The organism is Massilia sp. GCM10023247, assembly GCF_042653325.1.
Lineage (GTDB): Bacteria > Pseudomonadota > Gammaproteobacteria > Burkholderiales > Burkholderiaceae_D > Telluria.
In genome coordinates, this window is the sequence record NZ_JBHSIB010000007.1 from 784,398 (window position 1) to 796,156 (window position 11,759).

Consider the following 11,759-nt stretch of genomic DNA (forward strand, 5'->3'; position numbering starts at 1 on the left):
TATGGTGTGGACTGCCTTGCGTCGGGCGGGCACTTGTGCCCACCCTACCGAAGCACAGCTAAAAAAAAAGCGCACCCAAGGGTGCGCTTCAATCATGGTCCACATCCCGGTCGTTTGGCGTACCAACGACTTCTGTCGGATGTGAGTCTCCTCTCGTGATTCTCCGGTATGAACTACCGCTTTCTTCTGCCCTCCCCAAGACTTATGTCCGGGCGTCATGCACTATTTCGGTGCCGACAGCGCGCCAATCATAACGCAACTCTAGCGACGAAGAATAGCTTTTTATATATGGTTTATGAAAAAGCGCCACAGCCGAGGTTTAGCCGCCACAGCCGTCTTGACAGGCCGCGGGCCTTTCAACGGCCCGCCGTTTCGCGTGCGATCGCCCGGATCAGGTCCTTGCCGATCCGGCTTTCCATCTGCCGGTGCACCGGCAGCAAGGCGGCCCGCCACGCGCTCTGCTCCTGCGGCGTCGGATAGTAGATTGCCGTCTTGCCGGACTTGCGGATGGCCGCCAAAGCCAGGTCGTTATCGCGCTGGGCGATGGTTTTTTCGAAAGCGGTCGCCTCCGCCATCGCCCCCTCGAGCTGGCGCCGGATGGTGCCGGGCAGCCCGTCCCAGAACTTCTTGTTGACGATCACGGCGTAGCCCAGGTAGCCGTGGTTCGAGACGATCAGGTGCTGTTGCACCTCGTGCATCTTCTGGGTGTACATGTTCGACGGCGGGTTCTCGGTGCCGTCGACCACCCCTGTCTGCAGGGCCTGGTAGACCTCGGAGAAGGCCAGCACCTGCGGCCGGGCGCCGAGGGCGCGCATCTGCGCATCGAGCACGGTCGACGCCTGGATGCGCATCCGCAGGCCACGCATGTCGGCCGGCAGGCGCAGGGGCTTGTTGGCCGACATGATCTTGAAGCCGTTGTCCCAGTAGGCCAGGCCGGTGATGCCCTTCGGCTCGAGCTGCTGCAGCAAGCGCTTGCCGATCGGGCCCTCGGTCACCGCGTACAAGGCGGCTTTCGACGGAAAGACATACGGCAGGTCGAAGGCCTCGAATTCCTTCACGCCGAGCGGGCCGAACTTCGCCAGCGAGGGCGCCAACATCTGCACGGCGCCCAGCTGCAAGGCTTCGAGCTCTTCCTTGTCCTTGTAGAGCTGGCTGTTCGGATACACTTCCACTTTGACGCGCCCGCGCGTTGCCCGTTCGGCCAGCAGTTTGAAGCGTTCGGCGGCCTGGCCCTTGGGCGTGTCGGGGGCGACCACGTGGCTGAACTTGATGACGATCGGCCCCTGGGCCTGCGCGGCGCTGATGCCGGACGCCAGGCTCAGGGCGGCGCTCGCCGCGACGCCCAGGGCCAGGCGCCGCATGTTTGTCTTCTTCATGTTTTCGATTACCGTATCTGCTGCTACTGCAAGGAGCGTGCGAAGATGGATCCTGCAATAGTACCAGCCCGACAAAACCTCCACAGCCGTACATGAAAAATCCCTTCAGACTACCCCGCCGCGCGAGCCTGGCGCGCCCGTGGCGCTGGCTGGTGCCGCTCCTGCTGGTGCTGCTGTTCCTCGCCGTGCTGTTCTGGCTGCCGTGGCAGGCGCGCCAGATGGAAGCCAACGAGCGCCAGGAGCAACTGATTGCCGATACGCTCTGGGTCGAGCAGACCCTGCGCTTCGAGCTCGCGCGCAGCGAGGAAGCACTGATCGCGCTCGGATCGGACCTGATCGCCAAGCCGCCCGCGCCCGAGGCCCTGCAGGCGCGCTTCGCGCAAATGATCAAGAACGGCCCGGAACTGCGCCGCGTGCTGTGGCTGGGTGCCGACGGCGCCGTGCTGGCGCGGCATGGGGCCGAGCTCACGGTCGCCCCTCCCAAGGCGGACGCCACCGAGGCACACGAGATGGCGCGCCTGACGCGCGCCGGCCGCTACACCGACCCCTATGGCGCGGCCGGCCATCCGCCCGGCCTGGTCGACTACTACCTGCCCCTGTTCCGCGGCGGCGCGTATGCCGGCAGTCTGGTGGCGACCTACGACCTGAAGGTGCTGCTCGACGAAACCGTGCCCTGGTGGTTTGCCCAGGACAATGCCTTGACCCTGCTCGACCGTAACGACGTGGCGGTGGCGGCACGCGCCGCCGGCGGCCCGGGGCGCGGCGTGTACACCCATCGCCGCGCGCTCGACCTGCCGGGCGCCTCGATCGTGCTCGTCACCGACAGCGTCAAGGGTGCGCCGCGCCTGCTGCCGAACCTGCTGGTCGGCTCGGTGATCGTGCTGGCGCTGGGGCTGTTATGGAGCCTGATCGCGCTATGGCGCCACATCTCGCGCACCCTGGCGGCGGAAAGCGCGCTGCGCCAGCAGATGGCATTTCGCACGGCCATGGAAAATTCGCTGATGACCGGCCTGCGCGCGCGCGACCTCGAGGGGCGCGTCACCTATGTCAACAAGGCTTTTTGCGAGATCGTCGGGCTGCCGCCGGAAGAACTGATCGGCAGGAAGCCGCCGATGCCCTACTGGGCGCCGGAAGCGCGCGGCGAGTACGAGGAACGTTTTGCCAACGTGCTGGCCGGTACCATCACGCCCCAGTTCGAAAGCGTCTTCCAGCGCTCGGACGGCGTGCGGGTGCCGGTACTGGTGTTCGAGGCGCCCCTGGTGGACAGCCGCGGCAAGCAGACCGGCTGGATGAGCTCGATCCTCGACATCACCGACCGCAAGAAGGCCGAGGAACTCAACCGCCGCCAGCGCGAAAAACTGGAGGCGAGCGCGCGCCTGGCGACGATGGGCGAGATCTCGTCGATGCTGGCGCACGAGCTGAACCAGCCGCTGGCCGCCATCGCCAGCTATACGGCGGGCGCCCTGAACGTGCTCGAACGGGCGGGCCAGGGCGTGCCGGTCGAGCCCGATACGCTGCGGCGGGCGCTGGAACAGGCGCGCCAGCAGGCGCAGCGTGCCGGCCAGATCATCAAGAGCGTGCACGAGTTCGTGAAAAAAAGCGAACCCAGGCGCGAGACGGTCGCGATCCACAGCGTGGTCGACGGCGTGCGCGCCCTGATCGAACTGCAGACGCGTCAATTCTATGTCTCGCTGCAGGTCCAGCTGCCGCCCTCATTGCCGCCTGTGCTGGCCGACCGGCTGATGCTGGAGCAGGTCTTGCTGAACCTGACGCGCAACGGCATCGAGGCGATGGCCGACGTCCCGCCCCAGCGCCGCATCCTGCGCATCACGGCCTCGAGCGACGCGGCGCAGGTATCGGTCTCGGTGATCGACCACGGCCACGGCATCCCGCCAGACGTGGCCGAACGCCTGTTCTCGCCCTTCTTCTCGACCAAGGCCGAAGGCATGGGGATGGGCCTGTCGATCTGCCGCACGGCCATCGAATTCCACGGCGGCACCCTGACCCACGCGCCGAACCCGGACGGCGGCACCATCTTCACCTTCAGCCTGCCACGCCTGGCTGCCAACACGGCCGCCGCCGAGCTACAATGACGCCAACCAGGAGACCCGCATGCTGCATATCGTCGACGACGAAGACGTGATCCGCGACGCCCTCGCGTGGCTGGCGCAATCGCGCGGGCTGCCGGCGCGCGGCTATGCCGGCGGCCAGGACTTTCTCGACCAGGTCGGCGCGCCGGACGCCGAGGGTGACTGCGTGTTGCTCGATGTGCGCATGCCGGACATGAACGGCATCGCCGTGTTCGACCAGATCATCGGCCGCGGTCTGCTGCCGCGGCTGCCCGTGATTTTCCTGACCGGCCACGGCGACGTGCCGATGGCGGTCGACTCGCTCAAGCGCGGCGCCTTCGACTTCTTCGAAAAACCCTTCAACGACAACGCGCTGATGGACCGTGTCGACCAGGCGCTGGCCGCCTCGCGCGCCGCGGCCAGCGCGGCCCAGGTGCAGGCGCGCCTGGCCACGCTGTCGGCCCGCGAACGCGAAGTGCTCGACCTGATCCTGGCCGGCAAGATGAACAAGGTCGTCGCGGACGAGCTCGGCATCAGCATGCGCACGGTGGAGGTGCACCGGGCGCATATTTTCGACAAGATGCAGGTCAAGACGGCGGTCGAGCTGGCGGGCTTGTTGAAGTAGGGTGGAGCGGGCGGCGAACCGCTTCCGACTCCACGCGTATCCTGGGCAGCGTTGGCTCTTGCTTTCTCGCCACTTGCCCCGACCTCTCCCCTATCCCCACGCTTCCAGCCGTCGCTATCGCGACAGCCCAGCCACGAGTATCGGTCGTCGAACGGTGCGCACAGGACGTCCCAAAACCCGCCCTTTGGGGATCGCTTGTAAAATCTATTTGAACGCGTTGCCGCCGGCGCTCGGCGACGCCAACTTCTTTTAGGGAAAGCAAATGAACGAAAAGACAGTTGCAGACAGGATGTTTTTGCGCAACGCGAAATCCATGCTGATCATCAATGGCGGGGTACACCCGACCGTCGTCTCCCAGTTTCCGCAGGAGCTGATCAAGGAAGGCGACGGCCCCTTCGACGTAATCATGATGTTCTGCATGAATCGCAAGGACCTCGAGCAATACCTGCCGACAGCCAAGGAGCGCCTCGGCGACAAGGGTTCGCTCTGGATTGCCTACCTGAAGCAGACCGCATCGAAAGCCACTGATATCAATCGCGACTCGATCAACGATTATCTGAAGGAAAACGGTATCACTGCCGTGGCGATGATCTCGATCGACGGCGACTGGTCGGCGATGCGGGCAAAGCGCATCGAGCTATGAACGATGTTGGGCGAGCGCCCACTCCACGTGTTCGCGCACCAGCGCGGACGGATGGGCGGCGCGCGCCTGCAGGGCCGCCACGATAGCCGGGTCGCCGCGGAGTCCGCCTGCCGCCGCATTCCCCAGGCCCACCGCCAGGTTGCGCAGCCAGCGTTCGTGGCCGATGCGGCGGATCGGACTGCCTTCCATCCGGCGATTGAATTCCTCCTCTTCCCAGCCGAACAGTTCCAGCATGCCTGATTCCCCGAGACCGTTTCTCTCGTCGAAGTCAAGCAGGCTCGCGCGCTGCGCAAACTTGTTCCACGGGCAGACCAGCTGGCAATCGTCGCAGCCGTAGATGCGGTTGCCGATCAGGGGCCGCAATTCCACGGGAATGCTGCCCTTGAGTTCGATGGTGAGATAGGAGATGCAACGGCGCGCATCCAGGCGGCCTGGGCCGAGGATGGCGCCGGTCGGGCAGGCGGTGATGCAGTTGCTGCAACTGCCGCAGTGCCCGCTTGCGGGCGGATCGACCGGCAAGGGCAAATCGACCAGGATTTCGCCAATAAAAAAGGTCGAGCCGGCGTCGCGCGACAACAGCAGCGTGTGCTTGCCGCGCCAGCCCAGGCCTGCCTTTTCCGCCAGCGGCAACTCCATCACCGGCGCCGAATCGGTAAATACGCGATAGCCGTAGTCGCCGATTTCCCGCTTGACCCGCTCGGCCAGCTGCGCCAGCCGGTTGCGCAAGACCTTGTGGTAGTCGCGGCCGCGCGCATACAGCGACACCACCGCGGCGCCGGGATCGCGTGCGCGCGCGGCTTCGCGGGCGCGCCAGTCGGCACTGTCCATCGGTAAATAATCCATGCGCGCGACGATCGCCCGCACCGTGCCCGGCACCAGTTCGGCCGGCCGGGCGCGCTTCATGCCGTGGCTTGCCATATAATCCATCTCGCCGTGGTGGCCCGCGGCCAGCCAGGCGCGCAAGCCTTCCTCGGCGTGCGCGAGGTCGACGTCGGCGATGCGCACGTCGGCAAAGCCGAGCTCCGCGCCCCATGTCTTGATGGCGCGCGCAAGCAGTTGCAAGTCGGGAGTGGATGTCGGCATTCTGGCAATAACCATCGCGGCGCGAGCGCGCCGCCAAACATGACATTCTAATTGATGCAGCCCCTTCCAGCCCACCTTACAGCCCACCTGCCGGACGAATCGGCAACCCTCCAGCTCGGCGCGGCACTGGCGCGCGCCCTCGTGCCCGGCCTGGTCATCTACCTGCACGGCGACCTCGGCGCCGGCAAGACCGCGCTCACGCGCGCCCTGCTGCATGCGGCCGGGTACCAGGGTACCGTGAAAAGCCCGACCTATACCCTGTCGGAACCGTATCGGGTGCAACTGGGCGGCGAGCCGGTCAATGTCATCCACTACGACCTGTACCGCATGGCCAGCCCGGAAGAATTCCTCGATGCCGGCTTTCGCGAGGACTTCGACGGCAGGAATATCTGCATCGTCGAATGGCCCGAAAAAGGCGAGCCGGTGTTGCCGCCGCCCGACCTACGTGTTTTGCTTACAGTCAGCGGGCTCGGCCGTGATGTAGAATTGCAGGCGTTGTCTCAATTGGGTCTGCTATGCCTCGACCGACTCTCCATCGTTCCTCCCCGCTGAAGTCCCCTGCCCGCCGCCGCACCCTGCTCAAGGCCGGCGGCACGCTGCTGCTATCGGTATTGACGCCCTTGCCGGCGCGCGCCGCGCAGATTCTTGCCGTGCGCGTCTGGCCGGCGGACGACTACACCCGCGTCACGCTCGAAAACGACACCAACCTGAAAGCCGACCATTTCCTGCTGGCCGATCCGCCGCGGCTGGTGGTCGACATCGATGGCCTGGCGCTGAACGACACCCTGAAGGGCCTGGTCGCCAAGATCGAGTCGAACGACCCGTACATCAAGCAGGTGCGCGTCGGCCAGAACCGCCCGAACGTGGTGCGCCTGGTGTTCGACCTCAAGGAAGAAATCACGCCGCAGGTGTTTACGCTGGCCCCGGTGGCGGAATACAAGCACCGCCTGATCTTCGACCTGTATCCGGTCCACGAAGCCGACCCGATCGCCGCGCTGATCGCCAAGGGCGAATGGTCGCCGGGCGACGGCACCCCGACCGCGGTGCCGGCCGAACCGGTGCCGTCGGCGCAACCGGTGGCGCCCGATCCGATCGCGCGCCTGGAGGCGGAGATCGCCACCATGACCGGCAATCCGCCGGCCCGTCCAAAACAGCCGGCGGCGCAACCGGGCGCGCCGGCCGCCAAGCCGGCCAACAACGTCGTGCGCATGATCACGATTGCACTCGACCCCGGCCACGGCGGCGAAGACCCGGGCGCGATCGGCCCCAGCGGCACGCGCGAAAAGGACATCGTGCTGGCGGTGGCGAAAAAGCTCAAGGCGCGCCTGGAAACGCTGCCCAACACGCGCGTGATGCTGACGCGCGACGGCGATTATTTCGTCCCGCTGGGAAAACGCGTGGAAAAGGCGCGCAAGGTGCAGGCCGACCTGTTCGTCTCGATCCACGCCGACGCCTTCATCGAGGCGCGCGCGCGCGGCTCCTCGGTGTTCGTGCTGTCGGAACGGGGCGCCAGCTCGACGGCTGCGCGCTGGCTCGCGACGGACCAGAACAAGGCCGACATGATCGGCGGCGTCAACCTCGCCAAGCACGACCGGCAGCTCGCCAGCGTCCTGCTCGACCTCTCGACGACGGCCCAGATCAACGACAGCCTAAAGCTGGGCAAGGCAGTGCTGGGCGAGATCGGCGGCATCAACCGGCTGCACAAGGCGGCGGTCGAACAGGCCGGCTTTGCCGTGCTGAAGGCGCCGGACATCCCTTCGATCCTGGTCGAGACGGCGTTCATTTCGAACCCGGAAGAAGAAGCCAAGCTGAGGGACGACGGCTACCAGAACCAGCTGGCGGCCGCCATCACCAAGGGCATCCAGCGCTACTTCTCGGCAAACCCTCCGATGGCGAAGAGCCGCACGACCTGAGGCAGGCGGCGCCCGGGGTCTATGGCATACTAGCCGCCCGACCTTAACGACCTGCCAACGACATGCCCCACATGGACGCCGCCATTTCGACCACCTTCGGCCAGCTCCCCGCCCTGCTCCTGACCGCGCCCGACGGCGCCCAGGCGACCGTGACCCTGTACGGCGCCCACCTGATTTCCTGGCAAGGCGCCGACGGGCGCGAGCGCCTGTTCTGCAGCGCGCAGTCGAGCCTGGACGGCAGCCGTGCCATCCGCGGCGGCGTGCCGGTGATCTTTCCCCAGTTCGCCGCGCGCGGCGATGGCATGCGCCACGGTTTCGCGCGCGTGAGCACCTGGCGGGTGCAGGACAGCGGCGTCGACGAGGGCTGGGCCTTTGCCGTGTTCGCGCTGACCCCGTCCGACCTCGCGCCCGAGCATGCAGCAGCCTGGCCGCACGGCTTTGCGCTGTCGCTGCGCGTGGCCATCCGCGCCAACGAACTGTCGATGCGCTTCGACGTCCGCAACACCGGTTCGAATGCCTTCCCGTTTGCCGCGGCGCTGCACACCTATTACCTGGTCGACGACATCGCCGGCGTGCGCATCGACGGCATCGAGCCCGAGGAACTGGTCATCACCGACAAGTTCGACCATGTGTACGAAAACGTCGCGCCGCGCCTGGCGCTGGTCGACGGCGGCGTCGTGCTGACGCTGCGGCAGGAAGGATTTACGGACGCGGTCGTGTGGAATCCGGGCGCCGAGGATGCCGCCGCGCTGGCGGACATGGCGGACGCGGAATACCGGCGCTTCGTGTGCATCGAGCCGGCCTTGCTGGAGGGGCCGGCCTTGCAGCCGGGCGAAGCCTGGCGCGGAGAGTATCACGTCAGCTGAGCTTGCGGGGATGTAGGGTGGACGGGTTTCCGTCCACGCGTTCAACGCACGTCATCACACCATTGAGCCGGTTTGCAAGCGACGGTTGAACGCGTGGACGGCAAAGCCGTCCACCCTACGTCCCGTGCATCAGCGCCCCAAGCAAAAAAGCCGGCAACGCCGGCTTTTCCTTTAATTCGATTCCTTCACCATCCGCCCGCCCCCCGGCTGCACCGGCCGCGCGTTGAGCGGATACAGGCGCGAGAACAGCGCCATCTGCGCGGGTGAGGCCGTCATCGGCTGCTTGAGCACCATCCACAGCACGTTCTCGGTGCAGGGCGGCGTGGTCAGCGAGCCCATGTAGGTGTAATACTCGCGCGCCTGCGGCAGCAATTCGAGCGGGTCGAGTTCGAGTCCCGGCGTGCCCAGTTGCCCCTTCTCCAGCGGGATATTGTTCCACACGGTCTGGATCGCGTCGTTCGCCTTGCCGCGCTCTAACAGCACGGCGACCACCGCCAGCTTGCCGCCCGCGCCGCGGTGCACCAGGTGCACCACCATCTCGGTGCCCTTGCCGTTGATGCGCTCTTCCGACGGGCGGTGGAAGTGAAACTGCACCAGTTCGTAGGTATCGGGGCCGACCGTGATGAAATTGCCGGCGCCGACGTTCACCTGCACCGTGTGGCCGTTGTCGATTTCGCTAAAGGCCGAAGGTCCATAGTTGAAGTCGATCTCGGCCAGGTCGACCTGCATGCCGTCGCGGATGTCGATCGGCGACTGGCGCTTGCCGGTTCCGCACTGGGCCCAGGCAGGATTGATCTTGCCCCAGTTTTCCGGCCCGAACTCGCCGTCGTAATCCCAGTGCTGGCTGATCTTCGGCGCGACCGCGATGGCGGCCTGCTTCTTGCGGCGTGCCTCCGCCGCCTTTTTCGCCTTGGCCGCGGCGGCCGCGCGCGCGGCTTGTTTGGCGCGCATCTCGGCCAGGCGTTCCGCGATTTTCACCGACAAGTCGACCTGGGCCTCGTCCTCGCTGGCGGCCGAGACGGCGGCTGCCACCCGGTCGGCCGTCGCGGCGCTGGCCTTGGCCGGCGCCGCGGCCTTGGCCGCCTTCTCGGCCAGCTCCTTCTCCGCCAGCTGCTTGTCGGCGGCGGCGGCAATCGCGGCGGCCTTGTCGACGTTTTTCGCGCTGGCAGGTTTCGCCAGCTCGGCCGCCATCCGGGCGGTGTCGGCCGCTTTCTTGGCAGCGTCCGGGGCCGGTTGGGCCGTGGCAGGCGGTGCGGCGGCGCTCGCGTGCAGGACGACGAAGCTGCAGGCGAACAGGGCAATCAGGTTACGCATGGGGACTGGAAAAGTGGACTCTCCCTGCCTTAACGACGCTTCCGCACGGAAACTTGAGCATGCAGGCGAAAAAGCGCCGGAACCATCCGGCGCTTGCCGTCATTCGCGCAGTGGGTCGCCGCTGTGCTGTCAGCGGCTGAGCATGCGCCGTCCGACCTTGTACAGGCCGCCGATCGCGAGCGGCACGAGCGCCAGGCTGACGCCCACCAGCACGATCAGGGTCAGGTGATTGCGCACGATCGGACTATTGCCAAAGAAATAGCCGGCGGTAACCAGGCTGGACACCCAGGCCACGGCCCCGATCACGTTGAAGAGCTGGAAGCGCCCATGGGTCATGTCGGACACGCCGGCCACGAATGGGGCAAAAGTGCGCACGACCGGCACGAAGCGCGCCAGGATGATGGTCTTGCCGCCATGCTTTTCGAAGAAATCGTGGGTGCGGTGCAGCGCATCCTTGTTCAGCCAGCGGTAATTCTGGGTGAACATGCGCTCGCCGACCGCCTCGCCGATATGGTAATTCAGGGTGTTGCCGGTGATGGCTGCAACGATGAGCAGCGACATCAGGAGCGGATAGCTCATCTGGCCGGTGGCGCAGAAAGCGCCGGCGATGAACAACAGGGTGTCGCCCGGGAGGATAAAAAAGACCACCAGGCCCGTCTCGCAGAACACGATGGCAAACAGGACGATGTAGACATAAATGCCATATTGGGCGAGCAGCATGCCCAACGTTTTATCGACATGAAGAATCATGTCGAACAATTGCATCAGATCCATATTTTTCCTAAACGGTAACGGCGAATCATACCATTAGTCGGCCCTCCCCATTCCCCCGCCCGGGCAAGGCAAGGCCTGCTTTCCGAGCCCGTACGAAGTTTCCGAAACCGAGGATTTTCCCGATTACAATTGCCACGCAATACAAATTATTCATAACAATCGGGAGTGGAGATGAAGGCAGCGAGAATGGCAGTACAGCTGGGTTTTGGCATGAGCCTGGCCCTGGCCGGCGGCAGTGGCTATGCGGCGGAACCGAAACCCTTGCCGCCGAAGCCGAGCGTCGGCGACATCGTCAAGGCGTCGCAAGCGGCCGACTGGCGCGCGCTCGACCCGGAGAACACCCTGTACATGGACTTGCCCGCCGGGCGCGTCGTGATCGAACTGGCACCCACCTTCGCACCGAACCATGCCCGCAACATCAAGGCGCTGGCGCGCGAGGGCTATTTCGACGGCCTCGTCATCCTGCGCTCGCAAGACAATTTCGTCGTCCAGTGGGGCGACCCGGACGAGGAGAACCCGCGCCCGGTCAAGCACGCGAAGAAGACGCTGCCGGCCGAGTTCACGGTGCCGCTGAAGAACGACAGCGCCTTTACGCGCCTGAAGGACGTCGACGGCTATGCGCCGCAGGTCGGCCATTCGAACGGCTTCCCGGTCGGGCGCGACCCGAAGAAGGGCGAAACCTGGCTCGCCCATTGCTATGCGATGGTCGGCGTCGGCCGCGACAACGGGTCCGACAGCGGCGGCGGCACCGCCCTGTATGTGGTCACCGGCCAGTCGCCGCGCCACCTCGACCGCAATATCACGGTGGTCGGCCGCGTCGTGTCCGGCATGCCGCTGCTAGCGACGGTGCCGCGCGGCCCGGCGCCGATGGGCTTCTTCGACAAGCCGGAGATGCAGGTGCCGATCAAGGCCTTCCGGGTGGCGGCCGACCTGCCGGAAGCCGAGCGCAGCAAGTTCGAGGTGATGCGCACCGAGAGCCCGACCTACCGACGCGTGGTCGAGGCCCAGCGCAACCGCGGCGGCCCGTGGACCAAGGTCGCGGCCGGTCATATCGACCTGTGCAATGCGCCAATTCCGGTGCGCGAACAAAAATAAA

At 65.8% G+C, this 11,759-nt stretch carries 11 protein-coding genes; 7 read left to right on the top strand and 4 right to left on the bottom strand.

Features of this window, described 5'->3' with window-relative positions; translation table 11 throughout:
• Positions 1-356: 356 nt before the first annotated feature.
• Positions 357-1,361 carry a TRAP transporter substrate-binding protein gene (locus ACFPAH_RS07095; RefSeq protein ID WP_379743023.1) on the bottom strand — a complete coding sequence of 335 codons (1,005 nt, stop codon included), beginning with the start codon at positions 1,359-1,361 and terminating at the stop codon, positions 357-359.
• 107 nt (positions 1,362-1,468) lie between these two features.
• Between ACFPAH_RS07095 and ACFPAH_RS07100 the strand changes: the two genes are divergently transcribed.
• The 3 genes from ACFPAH_RS07100 to ACFPAH_RS07110 all read left to right on the top strand — a co-directional run bounded on the left by ACFPAH_RS07100 (position 1,469) and on the right by ACFPAH_RS07110 (position 4,713).
• Positions 1,469-3,469, top strand: coding sequence for a sensor histidine kinase (locus ACFPAH_RS07100; RefSeq protein ID WP_379742719.1), 2,001 nt, complete (start codon positions 1,469-1,471; stop codon positions 3,467-3,469).
• A 19-nt stretch (positions 3,470-3,488) separates the two neighbouring features.
• Positions 3,489-4,070 carry a response regulator transcription factor gene (locus ACFPAH_RS07105; RefSeq protein ID WP_379742722.1) on the top strand — a complete coding sequence of 194 codons (582 nt, stop codon included), beginning with the start codon at positions 3,489-3,491 and terminating at the stop codon, positions 4,068-4,070.
• A 262-nt stretch (positions 4,071-4,332) separates the two neighbouring features.
• Complete coding sequence (locus ACFPAH_RS07110; RefSeq protein ID WP_379742725.1) at positions 4,333-4,713, top strand: DUF3052 family protein; 381 nt, start codon at positions 4,333-4,335, stop codon at positions 4,711-4,713.
• Here ACFPAH_RS07110 and queG read toward each other — a convergent pair.
• Complete coding sequence (gene queG, locus ACFPAH_RS07115) at positions 4,708-5,796, bottom strand: tRNA epoxyqueuosine(34) reductase QueG (RefSeq protein ID WP_379742729.1); 1,089 nt, start codon at positions 5,794-5,796, stop codon at positions 4,708-4,710. The genes ACFPAH_RS07110 and queG overlap by 6 nt on opposite strands.
• 54 nt (positions 5,797-5,850) lie before the next feature.
• Here queG and tsaE point away from each other — a divergent pair, with 54 nt between their 5' ends.
• The 3 genes from tsaE to ACFPAH_RS07130 all read left to right on the top strand — a co-directional run bounded on the left by tsaE (position 5,851) and on the right by ACFPAH_RS07130 (position 8,575).
• A complete protein-coding gene (gene tsaE / locus ACFPAH_RS07120) occupies positions 5,851-6,348 on the top strand; it encodes a tRNA (adenosine(37)-N6)-threonylcarbamoyltransferase complex ATPase subunit type 1 TsaE (protein WP_379742732.1) in 498 nt (165 codons plus the stop codon).
• Complete coding sequence (locus ACFPAH_RS07125) at positions 6,312-7,709, top strand: N-acetylmuramoyl-L-alanine amidase (protein WP_379742736.1); 1,398 nt, start codon at positions 6,312-6,314, stop codon at positions 7,707-7,709. Before tsaE ends, ACFPAH_RS07125 begins: the two co-directional genes overlap by 37 nt.
• Positions 7,710-7,780: 71 nt before the next feature.
• Positions 7,781-8,575: a D-hexose-6-phosphate mutarotase gene (locus tag ACFPAH_RS07130; protein WP_379742739.1), complete on the top strand. Its 795-nt coding sequence runs from the start codon at positions 7,781-7,783 to the stop codon at positions 8,573-8,575.
• A 171-nt stretch (positions 8,576-8,746) separates the two neighbouring features.
• On the opposite strand, the gene ACFPAH_RS07135 is transcribed toward ACFPAH_RS07130, so the two are convergent.
• Together ACFPAH_RS07135 and ACFPAH_RS07140 are read right to left on the bottom strand one after the other, a co-directional pair.
• Positions 8,747-9,889: a carbonic anhydrase gene (locus ACFPAH_RS07135; protein WP_379742742.1), complete on the bottom strand. Its 1,143-nt coding sequence runs from the start codon at positions 9,887-9,889 to the stop codon at positions 8,747-8,749.
• Between the two features lie 129 nt (positions 9,890-10,018).
• Entirely contained in the window at positions 10,019-10,663 is a 645-nt protein-coding gene (locus tag ACFPAH_RS07140; protein WP_379742745.1) for a VTT domain-containing protein, read from the bottom strand.
• Positions 10,664-10,849: 186 nt separating this feature from the next.
• Here ACFPAH_RS07140 and ACFPAH_RS07145 point away from each other — a divergent pair, with 186 nt between their 5' ends.
• On the top strand, positions 10,850-11,758 hold the full coding sequence (locus tag ACFPAH_RS07145; protein ID WP_379742748.1) for a peptidylprolyl isomerase: 909 nt from the start codon (positions 10,850-10,852) through the stop codon (positions 11,756-11,758).
• The last annotated feature ends 1 nt before the right edge of the window (position 11,759 follow it).